At 41.9% G+C, this 23769-nt stretch carries 17 protein-coding genes, 1 pseudogene and 1 CRISPR repeat array; of the genes and pseudogenes, 11 read left to right on the plus strand and 7 right to left on the minus strand.

What is annotated here, in order from left to right; translation table 11 throughout:
* Positions 1–60 precede the first annotated feature (60 nt).
* From aepY to ACM0OY_RS23605, 7 genes are all read right to left on the minus strand, one after another.
* Positions 61–1221 (minus strand): phosphonopyruvate decarboxylase, encoded by a 1161-nt coding sequence (gene aepY, locus ACM0OY_RS23575; protein ID WP_414571254.1) that lies wholly within the window; start codon positions 1219–1221, stop codon positions 61–63.
* Positions 1222–1306: 85 nt separating this feature from the next.
* A complete protein-coding gene (locus ACM0OY_RS23580) occupies positions 1307–1429 on the minus strand; it encodes a hypothetical protein (RefSeq protein WP_414571255.1) in 123 nt (40 codons plus the stop codon).
* Between the two features lie 123 nt (positions 1430–1552).
* Positions 1553–1930 (minus strand): hypothetical protein, encoded by a 378-nt coding sequence (locus tag ACM0OY_RS23585; RefSeq protein ID WP_414571256.1) that lies wholly within the window; start codon positions 1928–1930, stop codon positions 1553–1555.
* A 335-nt stretch (positions 1931–2265) separates the two neighbouring features.
* Positions 2266–3921, minus strand: a complete 1656-nt coding sequence (gene aepX / locus ACM0OY_RS23590) for a phosphoenolpyruvate mutase (protein ID WP_414571257.1) — start codon at positions 3919–3921, stop codon at positions 2266–2268.
* Positions 3922–4096: 175 nt separating this feature from the next.
* Positions 4097–4840, minus strand: coding sequence for an NTP transferase domain-containing protein (locus tag ACM0OY_RS23595; RefSeq protein WP_414571258.1), 744 nt, complete (start codon positions 4838–4840; stop codon positions 4097–4099).
* Between the two features lie 206 nt (positions 4841–5046).
* Complete coding sequence (locus ACM0OY_RS23600; RefSeq protein WP_414571259.1) at positions 5047–5889, minus strand: cyanophycinase; 843 nt, start codon at positions 5887–5889, stop codon at positions 5047–5049.
* 557 nt (positions 5890–6446) lie between these two features.
* A complete protein-coding gene (locus ACM0OY_RS23605; protein WP_414571260.1) occupies positions 6447–6650 on the minus strand; it encodes a hypothetical protein in 204 nt (67 codons plus the stop codon).
* Positions 6651–7049: 399 nt separating this feature from the next.
* Here ACM0OY_RS23605 and ACM0OY_RS23610 point away from each other — a divergent pair, with 399 nt between their 5' ends.
* From ACM0OY_RS23610 to ACM0OY_RS23660, 11 genes and pseudogenes are all read left to right on the plus strand, one after another.
* Positions 7050–8960 (plus strand): acetate--CoA ligase family protein, encoded by a 1911-nt coding sequence (locus tag ACM0OY_RS23610; RefSeq protein WP_414571261.1) that lies wholly within the window; start codon positions 7050–7052, stop codon positions 8958–8960.
* Between the two features lie 212 nt (positions 8961–9172).
* Positions 9173–10152: a CRISPR direct-repeat array (repeat unit 37 nt; unit sequence GTTTCAATCCCTAATAGGGATTTTGATTAATTGCAAT).
* Positions 10153–10585: 433 nt separating this feature from the next.
* Positions 10586–11176: a thioredoxin family protein gene (locus ACM0OY_RS23615; protein WP_414571262.1), complete on the plus strand. Its 591-nt coding sequence runs from the start codon at positions 10586–10588 to the stop codon at positions 11174–11176.
* 741 nt (positions 11177–11917) lie between these two features.
* Positions 11918–13741: a tetratricopeptide repeat protein gene (locus tag ACM0OY_RS23620; RefSeq protein ID WP_414571263.1), complete on the plus strand. Its 1824-nt coding sequence runs from the start codon at positions 11918–11920 to the stop codon at positions 13739–13741.
* A 743-nt stretch (positions 13742–14484) separates the two neighbouring features.
* Positions 14485–15228, plus strand: coding sequence for a pentapeptide repeat-containing protein (locus tag ACM0OY_RS23625; RefSeq protein WP_414571264.1), 744 nt, complete (start codon positions 14485–14487; stop codon positions 15226–15228).
* Between the two features lie 203 nt (positions 15229–15431).
* Entirely contained in the window at positions 15432–16907 is a 1476-nt protein-coding gene (locus tag ACM0OY_RS23630; RefSeq protein ID WP_414571265.1) for a pentapeptide repeat-containing protein, read from the plus strand.
* Between the two features lie 267 nt (positions 16908–17174).
* Entirely contained in the window at positions 17175–17525 is a 351-nt protein-coding gene (locus ACM0OY_RS23635) for a hypothetical protein (RefSeq protein WP_414571266.1), read from the plus strand.
* Positions 17526–17717: 192 nt separating this feature from the next.
* Positions 17718–17972, plus strand: a complete 255-nt coding sequence (locus tag ACM0OY_RS23640; protein ID WP_414571267.1) for a helix-turn-helix domain-containing protein — start codon at positions 17718–17720, stop codon at positions 17970–17972.
* On the plus strand, positions 17962–19971 hold the full coding sequence (locus ACM0OY_RS23645) for a PAS domain S-box protein (protein WP_414571268.1): 2010 nt from the start codon (positions 17962–17964) through the stop codon (positions 19969–19971). The genes ACM0OY_RS23640 and ACM0OY_RS23645 overlap by 11 nt, the downstream gene beginning before the upstream one ends.
* On the plus strand, positions 19968–20444 hold the full coding sequence (locus ACM0OY_RS23650) for a response regulator (RefSeq protein ID WP_414571269.1): 477 nt from the start codon (positions 19968–19970) through the stop codon (positions 20442–20444). Before ACM0OY_RS23645 ends, ACM0OY_RS23650 begins: the two co-directional genes overlap by 4 nt.
* Complete coding sequence (locus ACM0OY_RS23655; RefSeq protein WP_414571270.1) at positions 20444–22411, plus strand: response regulator; 1968 nt, start codon at positions 20444–20446, stop codon at positions 22409–22411. Before ACM0OY_RS23650 ends, ACM0OY_RS23655 begins: the two co-directional genes overlap by 1 nt.
* A gap of 147 nt (positions 22412–22558) precedes the next feature.
* Positions 22559–23716, plus strand: a pseudogene (locus tag ACM0OY_RS23660) (protein kinase domain-containing protein); the annotation flags it as partial.
* Positions 23717–23769 lie beyond the last annotated feature (53 nt).

Here is a 23769-nt window from a genome sequence, read left to right on the forward strand (position 1 = left end):
TCATTGGTCATTGGTCATTAATAAATTAAGAGTTTGTACTTTGAATTTATTAATTACGAATTACGGATTATTAATATGTTTCATGAAGCGTTGCAAAACTGCTTCCGGGGTCAGGTTGGGTCGAGGTAGCTTTTCTAGGGTTCCGGGACGGATTTTGAGATGAGCAAATTTCGGTCTGATTTTGGTATCTGCGGTGAATAAAGCATCTAAAAGTGTGGGATCGTCTCCGGCTAATGTGACGCCGTAACCGCAGGCTTCGGCAATTTTGGCAAAGGAGATTCCGAAAGAGACGGTAGCCTGTGCGCCTGTGGAATCGTGGACTTCATTATCTAAAAGAATATGGATTAAATTAGCACCGCCATAAGTGCCGATAGTCGCAAAATTACCCATTCGCATTAATGCTGCACCATCGCCATCAATGACCACCACCTTGAGGTCTTTTCGTGCTAAAGAAAGTCCCAATCCCAGTGAGGAAGCGCAACCCATCGAACCAACCATATAAAGATGATTGGCGCTATCTTTACTGGCGAATAGTTCCCGTCCCGTGTATCCTGTGGTGGCAATTATGACAGTATTTTCAGCATCAATGAGTTCCACAATTTGAGCTAAAGCTTGGCTGCGGGAAATCCGTTGTTCTTGGTTACCCCGAAAAAAGCTTTGCTGAATATGAGCTTGATTATTATCTTCGCGTTTGGGGATAGAAGAACGGGTGAGTGCATGGGGCGCAATTGTTCCCTTACGCATTATTAGAGCATAGGGACGACGCTCTTGTTTCATATAGGCTGTGGCTCTTTGCAAGACTGGTTCTATTTCTGCTGCATCTGTGGGGAAGAATTCCCAAGGTATAGTCATAGTTTCCAGTAATTTATCTGTGATTTGCCCCATTAATTCATGTTGGGGTTCATCTTGCAAATTGCGAGCGCCTCTTAGTGTACAAATAACTAACAGTGGAATCCGAAAAATATAATTCAGCGAAGTCAGCGGGTTAACTGCATTCCCCAAACCGGAGTTTTGCATCATCACCACTGCATGTTTACCAGCAATTGTAGCTCCAGATGCGATCGCCACAGCATCTCCCTCATTAGCTGCGGAAATATAAGTCAGTTGAGCGTCGTTAATAACATAGTTAATAAAAGGCGTCAGAAAAGAACAAGGTACGCCGGTATACCAATCAAAACCAAAATTACGAGCGGCTTCTACAAATTCCTGTGCTTCAATCATAAATAATTGTGGGCTGACAGTCAAAAATTAACTATAGTCATTTATCTCTGCAAGTTACCTAAAAAGCGATCGCTCATCTCATCTGTTAGACTAAGTGAGCGATCGCCATTCCTAATACATTATCTAAATTTACGCCTGATGTGAATTGAAAAATTCCATTTTCCACAAAAATTTCCAGGCTTGGAAAAAACCGTAATTTTTGAATCATCAACGAAATTGAAAGATTTTCAAGTTTCAATTCACATCATCAGGTAATTCAGTAAAAATTACCTGATGATGTCAGCTTTCAAGCTAAAAGCAGACCAGTCAATTGCTGAAGGTGTTAGTCTTCTTAGCTATAGAAATCTTCAATTTTTACATCTTGGGGTTCACTTCCTACAATCTTTCTAACGCCAATTTTAGATTCCTTGGGTGTTTTGTATATATATCGCATACCATCTAGCTTTCCTTCTTTGCGAAGCCTATCCCAGTCAGTGTAGTTAATTTTAACAGTCACAGTTTGACCGCAGGCGTTGTAGTACATATCATTAGTAATCACACCTCCTGACCAGCCGTAGAAAGCAGCCTGATCTTCATAAAAAACTGGGATGGTAGTAGAAGAACCAGTATTTAGCGTTTTCAAGCAGTCATTAGCAGCAACCGCTGGCCCCTGACCTAGTGATAGGCTTAAGCCGAGCATGATTAACAAGACAATTATCATCTTTTTCATTTTACAGATCCTCTTTACTTAGATTTAAGTTTTCAGGAAAGCAAGTATGAGTATTAGTATTTACTATTACAATTGCATTTAGATATAACAGTAAAAATACTGTTAACTCACATAAACATACTCTTACTTTTCTGATGAAAATACAAGGACAGTTAAGACAGTTAAGACAGTTAAGTAAATACTTAATAAAATTTTTATATTGCTATATCGAACAAATCGCCGATGTCTACGACGGGCTACGCCTACGCAATAAAGGTTCAAAGTTGAGCCTCAAAACCTCAAACTCCCTCATCTCCCTCATCCCCCTCATCTCACCACTCCCTACTCCCCATTCCCTATTGTTTCAATTGAAAGGCCAAATCCAGGTCATCTAAAGAATTAACATCTAACCAGTTACCGCGAATGTAAAGCACTTTGATTGGTTTGCCTTGCTCGATTAAATAATTGCATAATTCTGGCAAACCCAAACTGTTAAATTCCGATCGCGTTTGCAATTCATTCAGCGCTTCACTCACCCATTGTCTACCTTGACTTCGTAAGCGTAGCATTCCAATCCAGCGTCCGCAGGAATTCCCCAAGTGGGTTTCGGTTGCTTTGGAAATGTGCAAGAGGTTAACGTCTTGTCCGAAGATGGAAAGATCGTCTGAAACTGAACAATAAGCATAGTCAGGGGAACCGCTAACTGATTTAGAGTTGATTACAGAATCAACCACAGCCACAATTTCTCCGGGACATTCTAATAAATCCCGCAAGATATAGCTTCTAAATAGTAAATCGCCGTAAAGTACCAGCATTTCATCGGCGAAGCTGGCTTGAGCGCAGGCTAAGGATGCTAGTTCTCCAGTTGTTTCATAATCTGGGTTCCGAATGACTTTTGTCCCTGCAACGTTAATAGTTTCTGCTTTGTAACCTGCGACAACGGTAATATCGTTGATGGCAAGTTTCTTGAATTTGTCTACCAAGAGTCTCAGCAGGGGTTTACCTCCAAGGGGTAACATGACTTTTGGTTTATCTAAAGTCAATCCTGCTAATTCTTGGCCTCTGCTAGCAGCTAAAACGATCGCTTGAGTATGGTGGCGTCCGTTACTAAAGTAGCGTTTTTCGGCTTCTAGAAGTTCGTCGGCTCCTTGTAAGCGGAAAATTTCCTTTACTGGCGCGATATCATCTTCAATATTGATTAAAGTTTCGCTGGCTTGAACTTCGCGGGCGATCGCTTGCATACTAGCAACAGCAGCTCGAATCATATGGTTTGCCCAGATGACCAAATTAACTTCGGCTTTGCGAAATACATCGGTAGCAGTGCTGTAATATTTGGTCGGTATAATTACTAATGGCGAGCGCCCCCCCCATTCTTTAGCAAAGGCTAGCACTTGGTGAGGACGGGATGATTTGCTGTGAATCAGGATGGCATCTGCTCCTGCTGCATGGTAAGCTTCAGCTCGCCGCAATGCTTCTGAAAGATCCCAACCGGCAATCAAGGCTTCGAGTCGGGCGACTATACAGAAATCTGCATGTGTTTGGCTATCTTTACCCGCTTTAATTTTGCCGCAGAATTCATCAATATCAGCCAGTGCTTGACGGCTACCGTTAATAAAGCTATTGGTCTTGGGAAAAAGTTTATCCTCAATGCAAACTCCAGCAATACCTCGCTGTTCTAATTTCCTAACCAAGCGACGCATATTATTAAAGTTGCCATAACCTGTATCGCCGTCTAATAAAATGGGGATGTTGGTAACATCAGACATGAACTCTAGCATTTCTACAACTTGAGTCCAACTGGCTTCGTTATTGTCTCGAACGCCATATTGAGCCGAAAGAGCTAATCCACTCGCCCAAATTCCTTTAAATCCAGCCTCTTCCACAATGCGGGCACTAATTCCATTGTGAGCTTCCATGATGAATTCAAGTTGAGGCGATTCCAATAATTCCCGCAGTTGAGAACACTTACTTAATTTTGCAGTGTTAACAGCGGTTGTAAATATTTCATCCATCTATTTTGCTTGTTTTAACCTTTAAAATAATGATGTTTTGAGATAACGGATTCCAGAAATCTAAGTTTTAAAGGGTTTAAAACCCCGACCAAATTTTTAATTTGGTCGCTCTTACTTAAGCAGGGGTCTGAATCCCCTTCTTAATAAAACCTTCTGCCTTCTGCCTTCTGCCTTCTCAAGCTATTTCAATTTGGGGTAAAGTCTGGTTTTGGGCACGTTGAATATCTTCGGGAAAATCGATTTCAATCCAAGGTAAACCAGTGATGTCTTCGTAACCAAATAATTCTGGAGTTTCTAACAGCAGATCCCGAATTACTTCCTCATAAGGTTGGTCGTGCAGTCCGTCAGCAACATATTGTTCTGTGCGGCTGGCGAGACGGCGAGCGATCGCATTTTCAAAGCGAAAGAATCCCACAGACTCACCGGCAAAATCATACAGGGTAAGAGCCACTTGTTTGCGAAACTCCACTAAATAACCGTCCTTGACACAAAGCTTCACTGGTTCATCCCCTGCTTCAAAATCTCGATCCAACAAGAAGCAATTGGAGATATCTGTCTTTAATAGTCGTTCGATAATGTGGCGATCGTACAAAACATCTGCATCCATTAACAATAAATCCTCACCAGCAGCCAGATGTTGACGTAAACTCCACAAGCTGATAATGCTACCTTTGGTATAGTCAGGATTGTAAACTGTACTAACCCAATTTTCGGCTCCCAATGCTTTGATTTCATCCTGAATTTTTTCTGCCTGGTAACCCACGGCAATTACTACTTCGTCTATTTGGTAATAACGAAGATAGTTCAAATGGCGCTCTAATAAAGATTTGCCGTTAAACTTCAATAAGCATTTGGGTTGAATTTGCCCATCTTTACCCAAGCGTTGTCCAACACCAGCAGCTAATATAATGGCTTTCATCGTCAAGTTACTAACTGAGCTAAGATACTAAAAAACTGGGAAATTATTTCGATTTTCCCAGTATTTTATAATGACTGCATTTTGCTCAATTAAACGTTTATTAACTAATTCTTAACATAGAAGAAATAGTAACTCGCGATCGCCGATTTTTATCCACAGGACTAACGCACAGGTCAAGGAAAATGAACCACAGAATTAGTCCTAAATTAACTAACTCCTACAGAGACATTTGCCACAGAGCCATTATTGAGAATAGGCTGGCGGGTTTTGAGGTCAAATTTGAAGCCATGTGGTAAAATATGTAACTTCGCTCCGCAAATCGCCAACGGTTCATCCTTCAAGATTTCACCCACATTGTTATATGTGGCATCTGATTCATCGACAATTGTGACTGCACCTTCACCAATCACTTCAATTTGATTATCTGTCACAACCATTGCGGTATTCTCATCAATACCGAATCCCAAGACAGCAGGCTCTAGTACTAAAGCGGAAATTAAGCGTCCCAATCTTCCACGTTGAGAGAAATGTTGATCGATTACCACTCCTGGGAGAAATCCCATACCGGGACCCATTTCCACAGTTTCGATCCGTGGGTTGGTTTGGGAATCACCTTCGACGATCATTTTATCTGGCATTACAGCTGCTCCGGCGCTGGTACCTGCAATAACCGCACCTTCACCATACCGTTTGTGAATCGCCGCATCGATTTCGGTGTCCTTGAGGATGCTGGTGATACGAGCTTGGTCTCCTCCAGTAAAAAATATGCCAGTTGCTTTATCAATAGCTTGCAATGCGGTTGATGAAGACGCATCATCACGAGTTTCTGTGTCAATGATGCGGACATTCTCGGCTCCTAATCGTTCAAACACTCTAATATAATTTTCTCCCACCTCTCTCGGTAGTTCTGTCGCCGCTGTCATAATCACAATAATCGCTTTTGTACCTCCAGCACGGCGTACAAATTCCCGCAAAATTTGGGAATCCCCATCTTTGTCTTCGGCTCCGCCAATAATTACTAATTGTTTTTTAGGATTACTTTCTAACATAATAGCCCCTGATTTGATTGAGATAAATTTAAATAAACCATGACAATTGAAATTATAATATCTTCCTTTTGGTAGGTTACTGGAAAAAACTAGTATGAAAATTTGCGATCGCAATTAGACCAAACGGTTTTTTAATTTAAATAAAAATCATTTTCACAAGAATTAATCGTCGTTTACTAAATAAAACATACTTCACTACATCAACAGCCTCTAGAGATATTTTCTAGAGGCATGATTGATGATATTAGAGTTGGCGATCGCAAACAAATTTTTAGTGGAAATTGTGTATTTAATACTAATTTTAGCAATAATATTGCTATGCAATTGTGTGAAAAAATTTATTCTCAACTCAAAAAATTGATTACCTATCAGAATTCAGAATGAAATTTATCGGTAGGGTCAATCCAAAATCTATAATCGTTCGACTTGCTTCGACTTGCTTCTCTACGAGAGGCTGCCCCAACGGCTTTCCTCAGTACAAGCCGCTCAGTACAAAGAAAGCTTAGCGTCTCGTAGAGAAGCCGAAGTCTAAAATCCAAAATTTCCTGGCAAATTATTTAATGAATCCGGCTTCTGTAAAGCAAATTACTCAAGAAAAAACGTGCTTGTTCTAGTGGGAGATGCCTGGGTTTGCCTTGATAGACAATTTGGTACTCTTTGATGTCTGGCCCATCTCCATGCCCAGAAATTAGCTTCAGGTGAAAAGCTTCCTCAGCCAGTAGCCTAACTTCATCTCTTAGAGCAGCTTGTGTGCCATTCATACTTTGCTGTTTCCTCACTCAATATCTTAATTCGTTGATACCGTATATAGATTTATACAAGCTATTGTGAAACTATCGCACCTTTCAAAGGTCGTATCTTTGATTATTCATCAGGATGAATTGAATGTGATTTTTTATTTACTGATGAATAAAAATTGAATTATGCCTTGAGATAGTTGAAGGTGCTTTGCAATATCGTTAGGGTAGGTTCGGTTCTATTCGATGACAAAGCCATAACTCCCCAAAATTAAGTAAATCAATAGTTAGAATTCAGTATTCAGGAGGAGGCAGTGTAATGATTCCGTAAGTATTCTGACTTCTGAATTCTAATAATCAAAAAGTCTGAGTAATCGAACTCAGCATCTCAATTTCAGGGTGTTTAGCAAAGGTTCATAATCAATGGTTCAACAAAAAAGCAGTGATTTAGTCCGTATTAATGCTAGAAGAACGGATGTATTCGATATTTTCAACTTCAAGCATTACATTGGAGCTAACCCTTATTTAGATAGAGGGGCACTAGTATTTGATTTTGCTCTAGTTGAGTTGAGAGAGCCTTTGCCTATTGAGAATTATATTTCAAGGATTGGCGATCGCTATCCCCACCTGCGTGAACAAAGCTACGAATCCTACGCCCATCTATTGGCCCAAGTGGCGTCAGAAGTCGGAAAATTGGACATGGATTTGCACCTCAATCGCTGGAGTGTCAAACCATATCTAAAATTCACGCGAATTAGCATCGAATCTCTACACGAACGGACAACCAGAGAAGTAATTTACTTTGTTTGGGATTGGTTTGAAGCCATTACCCAAGACCAAGACTTCGACTTTGAAGATCAGCTAGTGAGGCTGCAAAGTAGATTCCGCGCATCTGTCTATGGCGGCCCTACAGTCTACGCGCTATTGCGAACAGCTCACGAAAAAGGTATTCCCGCGTTTTATTTGTGGGAAGAAGGATTGATGCAATACGGTTTTGGAAAAAAACATGTCCGGGGGGTAGCAACAACATTTAACTGTGATAGCCATCTAGATTCAGAATTTACTACCCGCAAAGATGACTGTAAGGCATTTTTGAAAACTCTGGGTTTTCCAGTACCTGAAGGCGATATCGTCTTTTCTGAAAATGAAGCTTTAGCAGTAGCTAGACAAATTGGCTACCCAGTGGCAGTTAAGCCAGTGGTAGGTCATAAAGGAATTGGCGTTACGGCTGACGTGCAAGATTCAAAAGAACTGGAATCTGCTTATAGTAGGGCACTAGCAGCGATTCCTGAAGACCAGCTGCCCAGAATCATAGTAGAGAAAAGCATTTCCGGATCGGATTTTCGTTTGTTGTGTGTCGATGGTAAATTCGTCGCCGCCACAGAACGCCGTCCTGCATCGGTTGTTGGTGATGGCTATCTAACTATCGCTCAATTAATTCGTCAAGAGAACCGCAAACCTGCACGTTTAGATTCACCCACCTCGCCGATGAGCAAAATTCTGGTGGATGATGCAATGGAACTCTACCTAGACGAACAGCGTTTGTCATTGGACAGTGTGATTGAAAAAGGGCGCACCGTCTACCTACGTAAAGTCGCCAATCTTTCCGCCGGCGGTATGAGCATCAATGCAACGCATACTGTTCATGATGACAATATTATCCTCGCTCAAGATATTGCCCAACACTTTCAGCTAACTTGTTTGGGTATTGATGTTATTACCAAAAGTCTTGCAGAATCTTGGAAATCGAGTAACTTCGCTATCTTGGAAATTAACGCTGCACCAGGAATTTTAATGCATTTGAAACCTTCTGAAGGTGAAAGCGTTGATGTGCCTTCTCATATTTTAGAAACGTTTTTTGAGTCTGGTACAGATGCCAGGATACCGATTATTACCTTTAACAAAATCTCAATTGAGGAACTGCAAACAACAATTGACCATATCCTTTTACAACATCCTGACTGGACAATTGGCGCTGTTTGTCGTGATGCAGTTTTTGTGAATCGCTCGAAAAAAGTATTAAGCACAACTTACAACAGCAACGTCCAAACTTTGCTGCGTCATCCCAAACTTGATTTGTTGATTGCTGAGTATGCGGAAGACATACTAGAGCAAGAGGGTATGTTTTACCAACGTAGTAATCTCGTAGTTTTGGATAATCCCACCGAAACCGAGATGATGTTGACACGGGATGTCTTTGACGGTTCTACTGTGGTGATTAAAAAAGGCAACGATATCTCTATTCGTCGTAAAGGGTTAATTGAGGACTACACTTTGGGGCAAGACGAACCATTTACACGAGTTTATTTGAAAGAAACTGGAGTGATTTTGTGAGTTAAGCGCCTATCCCCGACTTCTTTGATAAGTCGGGGATAGGCTGGTTAATTGCAATTTTGCTAAATGGCTGAGATACCTAAGTGCAGCTTTGCGTGAAATGGTGGCGAATTGAGGGTTGAAATTTAAACGCAAAGGAGCGCAGAGGTAAGCGCAAAGGGACGCAGAGAATTCGCTATGAATTAATGAAATGTTGTACTAAGTTAGTCTTGGTTTCAATCCCTAATAGGGATTTTGATTAATTGCAATCTCTCCAGGAGAGCATCTCCCGAATCTGCATCGTTGTTTCAATCCCTAATAGGGATTTTGATTAATTGCAATAGCTTGCCCGTACTCTTGAGCTACTGTTCGGGCTGTTTCAATCCCTAATAGAGATTTTGATTAATTGCAATGAAGAAAGACGGCAACAGAAAGAACGTCGTCTAAGGGGTTTCAATCCCTAATAGGGATTTTGATTAATTGCAATCCAAGCTCCTTTGTGTTGCCATACTTGGTTAACCAGTTTCAATCCCTAATAGGGATTTTGATTAATTGCAATTTTAATTGTCGTAGCGCCTGTGACAGAGGTTGTTTCGTTTCAATCCCTAATAGGGATTTTGATTAATTGCAATCAGGGTATCTATAATTTCCACAATAATTTTCTTCGCGTTTCAATCCCTAATAGGGATTTTGATTAATTGCAATAAACGATCGGAAAGTAAAGCAACGGGAACATATAAGTTTCAATCCCTAATAGGGATTTTGATTAATTGCAATCTGACATTCCCGGCAGCGGCAAGAAAGGGATTATTGTTGTTTCAATCCCTAATAGGGATTTTGATTAATTGCAATCTCATTACCTTATATTCACCGTCTTTATCTTTAAGGTTTCAATCCCTAATAGGGATTTTGATTAATTGCAATATTGGCTTTGGAAATGCGCCTACCACCTTCCCGCCGTTTCAATCCCTAATAGGGATTTTGATTAATTGCAATTTCAGGGTTGACATATTGGGTGAACCTAAGTTAGTTTCAATCCCTAATAGGGATTTTGATTAATTGCAATAATTCCGCCTCTACCCAAGTGATGTTAGTTGGTTTAGTTTCAATCCCTAATAGGGATTTTGATTAATTGCAATCCAAGAGACGTAGTTGTCAGTCTGGAAGGATTTAACCGTTTCAATCCCTAATAGGGATTTTGATTAATTGCAATTGCTGGTATCCGAAAGCTTTGTATTATTTGGTTTTCAAGGTTCGGTTGCGCGAATGCAAGAATGATAACATGACGGTTTGTAATTTGGCTAGATGTAAATCGCTGAAAGCTAGTCTAGATAAGGTGCGCGGTTGGTTTACTGATACTCCATCGTCAAGTGGTTATATATAAGGCAATACAGGCATTTTTGTAGGCATTCTCTGGCCAACACCTACCCATCCGCGCATTTGGTAAAAACTAGTTTGATTAGTGGCGCTGTTGACAAAATATGCAGCTTGATTATTAAGCAACAAGGATTTTGCCCGCTACAGAGGCGAAATGCAAAAATTCAGGATTTCTGACGGGGTAGTTTGATCTTAGCAATTGACTATTCCCGACTCCTGTAAATTGCTAGAGTGAAATAGACTATTTAATAAGTTGTAATAATTCTGTTATGAGTACGGGTTCACCAGTTAATTCTCCCGAAAAGTCTGAATCTACCTTAGGGAAGCGTTTGAGAAACTTCTTAGTTGCGATCGTAGCGATCGCCTTGAGCGTAGCCTTTTTCTTAGGGTTGCGAACTGAAACAACTTCGGCTTCCCTAGCGAAATTAAGTGAAGCCTCCACACCGCTAGAAGTCGCAATGACCAACGGTAAACCATCTTTAGTGGAGTTTTATGCTGATTGGTGTACTGTCTGCCAAAAAATGGCACCAGATATTGCTCAACTGGAAACAGAATATGCCCAGAAGCTAAATTTCGTGATGCTGAATGTGGATAATACTAAGTGGTTACCAGAAATGCTGAAATATCGCGTGGATGGGATTCCGCATTTTGTATTTTTGAAGCCGGGTGGGGAAACCATCGCTCAGGCGATCGGCGATCAACCCCGGACAATCATGGCTAGCAACTTAGAGGCTTTAGTTACTGGTTCGTCTCTCCCCTATGGTCAATCTAGCGGACAAGTTTCCAAATTCTCAGCTCCAGTAGCACCAACAGCTAGTCAAGATGACCCCCGCAGTCATGGTAGCCAAGTGGTAAATTAGCAGGGCATTGGGCACTGGGAAGGGGCAGAGGGTAAAGATTGCTACAACTTCTCCCCTGCTCCCTCATCCCCTGGTCGGTGAGCAAAGCCGAACCGCATCCCCCGGTCGGTGAGCGTACCCCTGCGGGTAAGCAAGCTACGCGTAGCGTCTCTCAGAGAAGCCGAACCGCATCTCCCCCACTCCCTTTTTCAAAATTTTTCCCATACTTTCTCATACTCTTTTTTAATTTCATCAGCTAACTGTTGCGGACTTAGAATTTGAGCATTAGCCTTTAAATAGTTGACAATTGTTTCAATCGTGTTGCCGGATTTCATTTAATTGAAAGAGAATTCCTGTACGGGGCTGCTAAGTGCGATTTGTGTTTCAATCCCGTCGCCGGGTTTCATTTAATTGAAAGCAAAGTCGATTTTACGTTTGCCATCAACATCTATATATGAGAAACAAACCGCAAAGGACGCATAGACGCGGAGCGGCTTCCCGCAGGGTAGGGCGCAAAGAAAGAAACAAATAAGAAGTTAAAAAAATTTGGCGCAGCCTCACAAAGAAATGGTAACCCAGAGGCGCTACAGACGCAGAGAGGGCGATCTAAATAAATCAAAACTGCTGTAAATCAAAACCGATCGCCTGATCGCAACCAAAAACCCCAACACCAGGCACAATAGTACTTGTAATGATTTTCATATCATTAAAAACCCCCATGCTTAAAAGCTAGGGAATATCATAAACAAAAAAATTATTTATATGAATGCTGAAGATTTTTTCAACCAAGGATTCAACAATAATTTACAAGGGAAGTATCAAGCAGCTATTACAGCTTACACCCAAGCTATCAAACTCAATCCTGATTACGCCGAAGCTCACCATAATCGAGGAATTATTTCAAGTAGCCTCACAGATTATCATAGTGCGATCGCCAATTTCAATCGCGCCATAGAAATCAACCCCAATTTTGCCACAGCCTACTATCACCGCGCCAATGCACGCTACTTTTTAGGAGATTATGAAAAAGCCATCGCCGACCATAACCAAGCTTTAGCCATCGACCCGAATCTCGCCCAATCCTACCACAGCCGGGGAAATGCCTACTTTGCCTTAGCAGACTATGACAAAGCGATCGCCGATTATATCCAAACCATCGAAATCAGCACCCAATTAGCTGATAACATCAATATTGATATCGCCAATGCCTATCATAATCGCGGTGTAGCTCGTCTTGATCGCGGCGATTCTGAAGGTGCGATCGCAGATTTTCAGGAAGCTTTACAGTGGTATCCCCATTTTGCCGCAGCTTACAGCAATCGGGGTAATATTCACCAGATGTTAGGAAATTATCACGAGGCGATGGCCGATCACGATCGGGCATTAGAATTAGATCCTAACTTGGCAGAGGCTTATCATAATCGAGGTAATGCCTACTATGCTCTAGCAGACTATGAAAGTGCGATCGCAGATTACAACCACGCCTTAAAAATTAACCCCAACTTTGCCGGTGCATATTACAATCGGGGTTTGGTTCTGTCTCATCTACAAAATTATCAAGCCGCAATTGAGGATTTTAACCAAGCACTCAAACTCAATCCTGATGATGTGCAAGCTTATTGCGAACGCGGTCTGGTGCGTAGCACCCTTGAAGACTATGAAGGTGCAATTGCAGATTATGACCGAGCATTGCAAGAAAATCCGACACTAGCTTTAGTATACGGCTTTCGGGCGAATGCGCTTCGCCGATTAGGAAACTATCAAAGTGCAATTGAAGATAGTAATCGCTTATTACAACTCAATCCTAATTTAGCGGAAGGATATTGCGATCGCGCTGCGGCTCGTCGTTCTATAGGAGATCATAAAGGAGCAATTAAAGATTATGACCGAGCATTGCAGATTAATCATAACTTAGCCGCAGCTTATTATGGCCGGGGTATTGCCCGTGAAGCTTTGCAAGATTTCCCAGGAGCAATTAATGATAACACAATAGCCATAGAGTTGATTCCTGACTTTTCCCAAGCTTACTGCAATCGGGGCAATGCTCGTCGTCTTTTAGGGGATGAACATGGAGCCATTGCAGATTATGACAAAGCTTTAGAAATCAATCCCGATTTAATTGAAGCTTATTATAACAGGGCTTCTACCCGCTATGCTTTAGAAGAATATGAAAATGCGATCGCAGATTACACCCAAGCTTTGCAAATCAATCCTCAATCTGCTGCATTTTACAGCGATCGGGCTAATGCTCGCTACGCCATAGAAGACTATCATGGTGCGATTAAAGATTACACTCAGGCAATTGCGATCGACCCCAGCTTTGCTGAAGACTGGTACAATCGGGGGCGTAGCTATTCTCTGTTACAAGAGTTCAACTCAGCTTTAGCAGACTTAAACGAAGCTTTACAACGTCAACCTCATTGGACTTCAGCTTATATCCTGCGAGCAGATGTCTACCGAAATTTGGGTAATTTACAACAAGCAATTGCCGATTTTCAGAAATCCGCACAATTGTATTATCAAGAAGGAAATATCCAGTATTATCAACAAATTATTCAGCTAATTGAACAACTTCAACAAGAATAGAGATTTTGGGTTGAGAGCAGAATTCAGAAGTCAGAATTTTTAAGAAGATGTAGTAGCGTGTCAAGCCTAAATTGTTGCGATAGATAATTGAGGTAAACTTATTTTTTAGGAAAATACGAATTTTCTAATGCACTATTTTAGTCTTGTCACGCCACTACATCTACATCAAATTTATATTTTTTTATATACATTAGACTTCTTGCAGAAGTGGGGAAAAGGGTAAGGGGTAAAGGGGAAAGGGCTAATAAAAACCCTTTTCCCTTTAACCTTTTCCCTTTCCCCCCTCTTGCAAAAGTAACTTTTGCAAGAGGTCTATTAAATACGCGACAGCTTATAAGCAATTTAGCGGACATGATATAAGAAGGAAGAGGGAAAAGGGAACAAATGAGAGTACGGAGATTTATTCAGAAATCAAATATTAGTCCTATATAACCTAAGGTTGTGAGCGTCATTCCTAATTACAAGTATTAAATCGAACTTGATATAACTATATCTAAATCCTGAATTTTCACTCGTGAATTCTTACAAAATTATCATGACCGGGGTCAATTGTTAGTGAAGAATGAAAAATCATGAGTTCAACTGATGACTAATGACAGCAGGCAGTATGTATGTTACTGAATATTTACTAAACAGTTATATTATCTATTTTGTTTGTTGCGTTAGCATATTCAAATATTGACCATGCGTGAAACAATACCTTAGACAAGTAAATTGTTAAAAACCACGACGAGTATTTTTGTATGTTGACAGTAATTATTAATGCTTTTCATGTCATGAGAAATATTTTACCGACAAATAACAACCTATTCTCAAAAATATTCCTCAAGATATATGATTTTCCGGAACAGCTTAAACAAATTCCGTATCACTCGCCAAAACAGCGTTTACAAATAGCAATTGAACAGTTAGGTAATCACACAATGGAAACTAGTGTAGCTATAATTAGTGATTTAGAACAAATTGCCCATAATCATCCACAGTACCACTGGATAATCATGGACATTCTCACTAGTTTTATTCGCAAAAATGCTGCTTACACACCGCAAAAGCAAGTTATCAGCAACCCTGGTGCAAAAGTTCGGGGAGATATTCAAGCGGCTCTTACCGTTATCGCTCGAAGAGATGTAAACAAAGATCCTGACAACGAGCAGCTTGATTTGAGTCATACGGACATCAGAGGAGCAAACTTAAATAAAGCTAACCTAGAACAGATGAATCTTTATCAAGCTAATCTTGCTGGCGCTAACCTAGCAGAAGCCAATTTAGAGGGAGCAATCCTCAGTGCAGCAAATTTAGAGCGAGCTAACCTATATTCAGCTAACCTCAAAGGTGCAATCCTCAGTGCTTGCAACCTGCAAAGGGCGAACCTGCAAAAAGCGAACCTGCATCGTGCCAGCCTCTATCTAGCTAATCTGCACGGGGTAATTCTCAATGATGCCATACTTGATGGAGCAAATTTCAGGGAAGCTAAATTTTCGGAGTAATTTGTAATTTATAATTCCGGTACTGCAAGGGTTTCACTGATTTACAATGGCTGGTTTATTTAGAAAGTGATGTACTAGTATATCCAATGTCATTCCTAAGTTAAATGACTCTTGTAACCATATTATAATTTTTTTGCTAAATGCTATACTATTTTGTCCAAATAACTAAGTAATAATTCTAGGTTGTAAGGAAAATTTTTACCATGTCTTCTAAAAAGACAGACACTCTGTTGAATTGGTTGATAACTATAACAGTTATATTTGCTGGTTCATTGACTGTCATTTTCTTCGCGTTGTCCAGTGTTAAGGAATTGTCAATTCAGGAGAAAATCCAGTATAGAAACCAAGCATTAACAACCACTGCAATCGTTTTTCTGGCATCGGCAGCAATGTTCAATGCTTATTATTCAGCAAAGCATACCCAAGCTTTGCAGAAAAATGCGATCGCAGCTGAGAAAAACTTAGAAATTGACATTCAAAATGCAAAACTCAATCAAGACAGATTGATTGCAGAACGCTTTATGGGAGCAATTTCCCAGCTTGGACACGAAAAAATTGAAACTCGTACAGGTGCAATTTACGCATTAGAAAGAGTTGCTCAAGATTTCCCCAAAGAACACTGGACAATCATGGAAATCCTCACTGCGTTTGTGCGAGAAAATACACCAATCCAGCAAGTAAAACCAGAACCACAAAAGCCAGAATACTCACCAGCAATCTACTCAAATAGACGCAAAGGTGGGTCGCGTTCAACACAGCAGTTGCATCCAAATTTCCATGAAGAAATAACAAAACTACGCACCGATATTCAAGCAGCCTTAACTGTCATCGCCAGACGGAATTTACTCGAAGACCCAAAAGATCAGAAACTTGATTTACGTAATACTGACATTAGGCGAGCAGATTTAGTAGGAGCTAGCCTGCAACAAGCTGACCTCCGCGGAGCAGATTTGAGTGGAGCTGATTTGCGGGGAGCAGATTTATCTGAGACTGACCTGAACGGTGCTAAGCTCGTTCGGTCTATTCTCTATGAAACCAAATTGCTCAAAACTAGCTTGATTGGTGCCGACCTATCTTGGGCTAACCTCAACCGCGCCAACCTCTGCGGTGCAAATCTGCGTTCAGCTAGTCTTGTTGGCGCAAGTCTGCGTGCAGCAAATCTGCAAGGAACAAACCTCTATAAAGCCAACCTGCAACAAGCAACTTTGAAAATTGCCAACCTCTCAGGAGCAAAGCTGTTTTTAGCTAACTTGCAAGGAGCAAAACTCGGTAAAGCTAACCTGCACATGACTGGTTTGATTGGTGCTAACCTTTGTGGGGCTAACTTGAATGGTGCTAACCTTTCTGGGGCTAACTTGAATGCAGCCAAACTCCAGCAAACAGAAGTTTATTTTGCCAACCTTTCCGAAGCCAGCTTAACCGAAGCAGACCTGTATCAAGCAAACCTCATCGGAGCTAACCTCCAAAAAGCAACTTTGCATCAAGCTAACTTAACTCAGGCAAATCTCATGGGAGCTAACTTTTACCAAGCGAACCTGAGTGATGTGAAACTTGAGGGGACAATTTTGACAGGAGCGAAAAACTTAGAGTTGCAGCAGATTAAAAAAGCAGTTGGCGATCGCACTACTCGCCTACCCGATCATATGGAAGCCCCGACCCATTGGCGACAATCAGGATAATACGATTTAAGATTTTAGATTAGAATCCCTTGTGCATCTTTTTTGGTTTAAGTCCATCTGCCGCAATCATTTATCAAATTGGGATTACCTCAGCATCAATTAGTTATCTAGGCGCATTCTACCAGTTTCACAAAATGATATAGTTTCTACCCGCAACATCTCAATTTTTGAAAAATTCACCGCACTATAGCAAAAACTCTTTATAATTATTCTACTTTGCGTCCTTCTCTACGAGATGCTACGCGTAGCTTGCTTCTCCGTAGGAGTATGCGTCCTTTGCGCTTCCTTAAAAAAAAAATCTTCTTAAAACGTGAACCTCTGGACTCCAACATTGAACCTCTAAACCTCAACGTTGCACCTTTTATCCTCGAAATTGCGCCTTTTATCCTCAACGTTGCACCTTTTATCCTCGAAATTGCGCCTTTTATCCTCAACATTGCACCTTTTATCCTCGAAATTGCGCCTTTTATCCTCGAAATTGCACCTTTTATCCTCGAAATTGCGCCTTTTATTCTCAACATTGCACCTTTTATCCTCGAAATTGCGCCTTTTATCCTCAACGTTGACCTTCCGAAGCAATACACTTCAGTTAAACAGCAAAACATAAGCATTGTATAAAATAATCATCATTCTTGTGGGGCGAGCATCTTGCCCGCCATCAAAAATCAACGCCCACTCAAGACGCCCATCCTAGAAAATTGCATGATTGATTTGTTAGAATTCCTTAACTTAGAAAATATTCCCTAAGTAAGAGACAAACAATAGGACAAGTGTCCTATTTTAGTCATACCGGAGGAATAGGAAAAGGAGATGTCCGTAACAAAACGACTAGAAATTTTAGATTTAATTCGGGAACTGCGGCAGCAACTCAATCTTTCTCAGAAACAGTTTGCTGTTAGACTGGGAGTCTCATTCAAAACAGTCAATCGTTGGGAGAATGGCCATACAGTGCCCTCACGGTTAGCGCTAAAACTCATAGAAGACACGATCCGCCAGATGGGTGAACCCGGCAAAAGACTGCTAAATCAGTATTTTCCAGAAACAGAATCCGGTTATGACTCATAAGATGAGGGTTTCTCAACCCGAAAACATCTTTGTTGCTAAAAGAAAAAAAGGCGCACTGATTCGGGAGTATTTCCTACACTATGCTGTTGCTTTCCTATCTGTTTCCTTAGCAGTGGGAGCCACCCTCCTCCTCAATCGATATATGAGCGCGACGCCTGCCGCGCTGCTTTTTGCTGCGGTCATGGTGACTGCTTGGTATGGTGGCTTAGGGCCGGGATTATTCGCAACTGTTTTGTCTACTTTGACACTTTACAACTTGTTATTGAAGCAGCTTCATCCAGCAAATACTACAAATTTGAACATTTTAGTTTCCTTAGCTGTGTTTATACTGGCAGCGGGGTTAATTAGCTCGCTCAACGAATCACGTCGCACAGCTCAACGCAAAGCCGAAGAAAGCTTGAAGTTTCTCCGCGAAAGTCAGGCAGAGTTCGATCGCTTTGTAGAGTCCAACGAAGAAATAGTGCGACTACGAGAAACAGAACTTCGTTTAATTACGGATACACTGCCAGTTTTGATTTCCTTTGTGGATTTAGAACAGCGCTATCGCTTCAACAACCGAGCTTATGAAGAGTGGTTTGGGCAACCGGCGGCAGAAGTATATGGAAAGCATCTTTGGGAAGTTTTGGGCGAATCTGCCTATGAAGTAGTGCGTCCCTATGTAGAACAAGTACTTTCAGGAAAGCAGGTTACTTTTGAAACTGAAATTTTTTATAAAAATCTTGGAACACGCTACATTAATGCTATTTACGTTCCCCAATTAGATCGACAGGGAAGCGTTGAAGGTTTTGCGGTGTTGATTAGTGATATTAGCGAAAAGCAAGCAGCATTGCGCGATCGCTTTTTAGCAGAAGAAGCGTTACGCGAGAGCGAGGAACGGCTGAGATTTGCCCTACAATCAGCAGAGTTGGGTGACTGGGATTTAGACTTGACCAATCAAACTGCCCAGCGTTCCCTGCGACACGACCAAATCTTTGGCTACGAGTCTCTTTTACCAGAATGGACTTATGAAATCTTCCTCCAACACGTCTTACCTGAAGACCGCCCTTTAATTGAAGCCAAATTTTTGAGTGCCTTAACTAATAACGGTATCTGGGATTTTGAGTGCCGCATTCGTCGCGCCGATGGAGAGTTACGTTGGATTTGGGGGCGGGGTCGTGTTTATTATAACGATCAAGGAGAAGCAGTGCGGATGCTGGGACTAGTTGGCGACATTAGCGATCGCAAACAAGCTGAAACTAGCTTACAACAATTAAACGAAACCCTAGAGCAACGGATTCAAGAGCGCACAGCCCAGTTAGAAGCCGCCAACAAAGAACTAGAATCCTTCTCCTATTCAGTTTCTCACGACTTGCGAGCGCCATTTCGCCACATCGCCGGATTTGTACAATTGCTTGCCAAGCAGCCTAGCTCCGCAACCTTAGACGAAACCAGTCAGCGCTACTTGAGGATAATCAGCCAAACCGCCAAACAGGCAGGAGTGCTAATTGATGAGTTGCTGACATTTTCCCGCATGGGGCGCACTGAGATGCGTTATATCATCCTCAATATTGAGCAGCTAGTGCAAGAGGTAAAACGGGATTTACTCACAGAAGCCCAAGGACGCGTCATTCATTGGCACATCCAGTCATTACCCCAAGTGCAGGGCGACCCCTCTATGTTGCGGCTGGTGCTTTACAACCTCATGGGCAATGCCGTTAAATATACTCAGACTCGCACCATCGCAGAAATCACTGTTGGCAGTAGCGATAATGAAAACGAAGTAATCTTTTTTGTGCAAGATAACGGCGTTGGCTTTAACATGCAATATGTTCACAAGCTATTCGGAGTATTTCAGCGCCTGCATAGCTATCCAGAATTTGAAGGTACAGGTGTTGGATTGGCAAACGTGCAGCGGATTATTCATCGGCATAATGGTCGAGTCTGGGCAGAGGGTGAAGTTGACACTGGAGCCACCTTCTATTTCTCACTACCAAAGTTGTCGAAGAAGGAGACGGAATGAAAGAACTCAAGCGAATTCTGCTGATTGAAGACAGTGCTAATGATGCAGAATTAATATTGGCTGCTTTGTCAGAGAACCATCTGGCAAACGAAGTGGTAGTGGTACGTGATGGAGAAGAAGCCCTAGATTATCTCTATCGCCGGGGACTTTTCCGGTTGCGGATGGAAGGGCATCCTGTTGTGGTACTACTCGATTTGAAATTACCTAAAATCGATGGACTAGAAGTGCTAGCACAACTCAAATCTGACCCAGTAATGCAAGTGATTCCGGTGGTGGTGCTAACTTCTTCCCGTGAGGAACCAGATTTAGTTCGCTGCTACAAATTAGGGGTTAATGCTTATGTCGTCAAGCCCGTAGATTATCATGAGTTTGCCGATGCCATTAAGGGTGTAGGACTGTTTTGGGCAGTGATTAATCAGCCTCCCCTTGGCGCTTTACCTCCTGCACCAAATCGTCAACAGGAGAACAAGTGATGAATGTCCTGCGTTTTCTCCTTTTGGAAGATAGTTTGTTGGATGCAGAACTTACCGAAGCGATGCTAGCCGAAGCAGGAATTGATTGCGAACTGGTAAGAGTCGAAACCGGCGCTGACTTTTTGGCTGCTATTACCACAGAGGCTTTCGATTTAATTCTTGCCGATTATGCCTTGCCATCTTTTGATGGCATTTCTGCGTTGGAAATTGCTCGAAATAAATGTCCAGAGGTGCCTTTCATTTTTGTTTCTGCCGCATTGGGTGAAGAATTAGCGATCGAAGCTTTGAAGAATGGTGCAACTGATTATGTTTTGAAGCAACGGCTGGGGCGGTTAGTTCCCTCAGTGCAACGGGCATTGCGGGAAGCCAAAGAACGCCGCGAACGCCAGCAAGCAGAGGAGTCTTTACAGAAGAGTGAAGCCAAGTATCGCCGAATTGTTGATACCTCTTATGAGGGGATTTGTACAATTGACTCCCAAGCACGAACAGAGTTCGTGAATCAACGGATGTTACAAATGTTAGGCTATCCAGCAGAAGAAATACTCGGTCGCTCTATATTTGATTTTATTGATCGAGTTGATGGTATTGCCGTCGAAGAACAACTCGCATGGCTCAAGAAAGAAGAGAGCGATTTGAAAGAAGGTCGATGGCGTTGCAAAGATGGTTCTTACATCTGGACACTGATTTCTGCGAGAGCGATTTTTAATGAACAGGGTGAATTCTTGGGTGCGATCGCCATGTTAACCGACATTACCGATCGCAAACGCACCGAAGAAGAACGCGATCGCTTTTTGCAACGGGAAAAATTAGCTCGTGCGGAAGCAGAAGCCGCCAACCGGATCAAAGATGAGTTTTTGGCAGTGCTTTCCCATGAATTGCGATCGCCCTTAAATCCAATTCTCGGTTGGGCAAAACTCTTGCAGAGCCGTAAATTTAATGAAACAGCCCTACAAAAAGCACTCTTAACCATTGAGCGCAATGCCAAATTACAAGCTCAACTGATTGAAGACTTGCTGGATGTTTCTCGCATCCTCCAAGGTAAACTCAATCTCAACATGGCATCAGTCAATTTGGCATCCACCATTGAAGCAGCAATGGAAACAGTGCGTTTAGCAGCAGAGGCAAAAACCATTCACATTCAGATGATGCTCGATCCGACTGTCGGCAGAGTTTTGGGCGATCCAGCTCGCTTACAGCAAGTTCTCTGGAATTTATTAGCGAATGCTGTCAAATTCACAGCTACAGGGGGACGAGTAAATGTGCGATTAGAGTGCGTTGAGGCTCACGCCCAAATTACCGTCAGCGACACAGGCAAGGGGATTGCCGCAGACTTCTTGCCTCATGTGTTTGACTATTTCTGTCAGGGCGACAATACAACAACGAGAAAATTTGGTGGACTGGGATTAGGTTTAGCGATCGCTCGTCACTTGGTCGAGATGCACGGTGGTACGATTTGGGTTCAAAGTGCTGGTGAGGAGCAGGGAGCTACTTTCACAGTTAGATTACCACTAATTAAGGACAGCGCCACAATCAACCACGAAATAAATCCTAATTCTGCAACTGCCGTTTCTGTCTTCTCTCCTCTGCTGGGGATACAAGTCTTGGTTGTAGATGACAATGACGACAGCCGCGACTTTTTCAGCTTTGTACTTGAGGAGTTTGGCGCTACAGCGATCGCAGTTGCATCAGCAGGTGAAGCCTTAGAGATATTAGCACAATCAGAACCAGATATCATGCTCAGTGATATTGGAATGCCAGAAATCAACGGCTATATGCTGATCGAACAAATACGTGCTTTCGAGACACAAACGGGGAGACAACAAATTCCAGCGATCGCTCTGACTGCTTATGCAGGCGAAATTCATCAGCAAGAAGCATTCCGAGCCGGGTTTCAACAGCACCTCGTTAAACCTGTGACACCAGAAGAATTACTGATGACAATTTCCAGTTTAATCAAAGATAAGTAAGTGAGTGTAAAACAGTAGGCATAAGGGTTTTACAAATTTAATTAGAATTCGTAACAGCGTGTAAAAATATATATTATTTTGTAATAAATATTACATATTTCTATCTGTATGGGCATCTTAAGAATGCTTATATTGCAAGAAAAAACAATGACAGCAACTTTATCTGGTTATCAACTGCTCGAAACCCTTCACTCTGGCGCTAAAACTATTATTTATCGCGGACGCAGAGAAACAGATAACGCCTCAGTCGTTGTCAAAACTCTTGTTGACGAACATCCGCTGCTAGAAGATATTGCCCGACTGCGCCACGAATATCAAATTATTGAACCACTGCAAATACCTGGAATTGTAAAACCCTACGAGTTAAAGAATTATCAGCATGGACTGGCTTTAGTTTTGGAAGACATTCCAGGTTGCTTGCTTAAAGAAGTAATTGCCAATCAAACAACCAGCTTGATTACTTTCCTTAAGGTGGGGATTAACCTGGCACAGACCTTAGGAGAGTTGCACGCCCAACAGATTATTCACAAAGATATTAAGCCACATAATATTTTGATTGACCCCGAATCTGGGGAAGTTAAACTAATTGACTTCAGTATTTCTTCACGCCTCGATAAAGAAAATCCCACTTTGAGCAATCCGAATTTGCTGGAAGGTACGCTGGCTTATATGTCGCCTGAGCAAACGGGCAGAATGAATCGAGCGATTGATTACCGCACTGATTTTTACTCTTTGGGTGTCACCTTATATGAAATGCTGACGGGTACTTTGCCATTTCATACTACCGACCCAATGGAATTGGTACACTGTCACATTGCCAAAATACCCGCCGCACCTTGTAAAGAAACTATGTGTCGTGTTTTGGAAGAAGTCCCAGAGGCGATTAGTGCGATTATTTTGAAGCTGTTAGCGAAAACAGCAGAACAGAGGTATCAAAGCGCTTGGGGACTGAAAGCAGATTTAGAGGAATGTTTGTTTCAACTGCAAGCGACTGGCAAAATTGAAAACTTCGTACCCGGAAGACGGGACAAATCTGGGCATTTTTTGATTCCCCAAAAGTTGTACGGACGTGAAGCAGAAGTCGCAATGTTGATGGCTGCCTTTGAACGTGTGGCAGGTGGTAGCAGCGAAATGATGCTAGTTTCCGGTTATTCGGGGATTGGTAAAACTAGTGTTGTCAATGAAGTTCATAAACCAATTGTGGGGGCAAGGGGTTACTTCATCGCTGGCAAGTTTGACCAGTTCAAGCGCAATATTCCCTATGCATCCTTGATTCAGGCGTTCCAATCTTTAGTTGGGCAATTAAGTAAGTCGGCGCGAAAAAACTAAACTATGTAAAGATAAGTAAATACTGAGAA

This window comes from Nostoc sp. CCY 9925 (genome assembly GCF_963920935.1).
Taxonomy (GTDB): Bacteria; Cyanobacteriota; Cyanobacteriia; order Cyanobacteriales; family Nostocaceae; genus Nostoc.

What these genes read in the sequence shown, in the direction of transcription:
- aepX (WP_414571257.1), bottom strand. Translation starts at nt 3,921, where the DNA reads ATGGATGAAATATTTACAACCGCTGTTAACACTGCAAAATTAAGTAAG.
- ACM0OY_RS23645 (WP_414571268.1), top strand. Translation starts at nt 17,962, where the DNA reads ATGACTCATAAGATGAGGGTTTCTCAACCCGAAAACATCTTTGTTGCT.
- ACM0OY_RS23615 (WP_414571262.1), top strand. Translation starts at nt 10,586, where the DNA reads ATGAGTACGGGTTCACCAGTTAATTCTCCCGAAAAGTCTGAATCTACC.
- ACM0OY_RS23635 (WP_414571266.1), top strand. Translation starts at nt 17,175, where the DNA reads ATGCGTCCTTTGCGCTTCCTTAAAAAAAAAATCTTCTTAAAACGTGAA.
- ACM0OY_RS23600 (WP_414571259.1), bottom strand. Translation starts at nt 5,889, where the DNA reads ATGTTAGAAAGTAATCCTAAAAAACAATTAGTAATTATTGGCGGAGCC.
- ACM0OY_RS23580 (WP_414571255.1), bottom strand. Translation starts at nt 1,429, where the DNA reads ATGATTCAAAAATTACGGTTTTTTCCAAGCCTGGAAATTTTTGTGGAA.
- ACM0OY_RS23650 (WP_414571269.1), top strand. Translation starts at nt 19,968, where the DNA reads ATGAAAGAACTCAAGCGAATTCTGCTGATTGAAGACAGTGCTAATGAT.
- ACM0OY_RS23620 (WP_414571263.1), top strand. Translation starts at nt 11,918, where the DNA reads ATGAATGCTGAAGATTTTTTCAACCAAGGATTCAACAATAATTTACAA.
- aepY (WP_414571254.1), bottom strand. Translation starts at nt 1,221, where the DNA reads ATGATTGAAGCACAGGAATTTGTAGAAGCCGCTCGTAATTTTGGTTTT.
- ACM0OY_RS23610 (WP_414571261.1), top strand. Translation starts at nt 7,050, where the DNA reads ATGGTTCAACAAAAAAGCAGTGATTTAGTCCGTATTAATGCTAGAAGA.
- ACM0OY_RS23585 (WP_414571256.1), bottom strand. Translation starts at nt 1,930, where the DNA reads ATGAAAAAGATGATAATTGTCTTGTTAATCATGCTCGGCTTAAGCCTA.
- ACM0OY_RS23625 (WP_414571264.1), top strand. Translation starts at nt 14,485, where the DNA reads ATGTTGACAGTAATTATTAATGCTTTTCATGTCATGAGAAATATTTTA.
- ACM0OY_RS23595 (WP_414571258.1), bottom strand. Translation starts at nt 4,840, where the DNA reads ATGAAAGCCATTATATTAGCTGCTGGTGTTGGACAACGCTTGGGTAAA.
- ACM0OY_RS23655 (WP_414571270.1), top strand. Translation starts at nt 20,444, where the DNA reads ATGAATGTCCTGCGTTTTCTCCTTTTGGAAGATAGTTTGTTGGATGCA.
- ACM0OY_RS23640 (WP_414571267.1), top strand. Translation starts at nt 17,718, where the DNA reads ATGTCCGTAACAAAACGACTAGAAATTTTAGATTTAATTCGGGAACTG.
- ACM0OY_RS23605 (WP_414571260.1), bottom strand. Translation starts at nt 6,650, where the DNA reads ATGAATGGCACACAAGCTGCTCTAAGAGATGAAGTTAGGCTACTGGCT.
- ACM0OY_RS23630 (WP_414571265.1), top strand. Translation starts at nt 15,432, where the DNA reads ATGTCTTCTAAAAAGACAGACACTCTGTTGAATTGGTTGATAACTATA.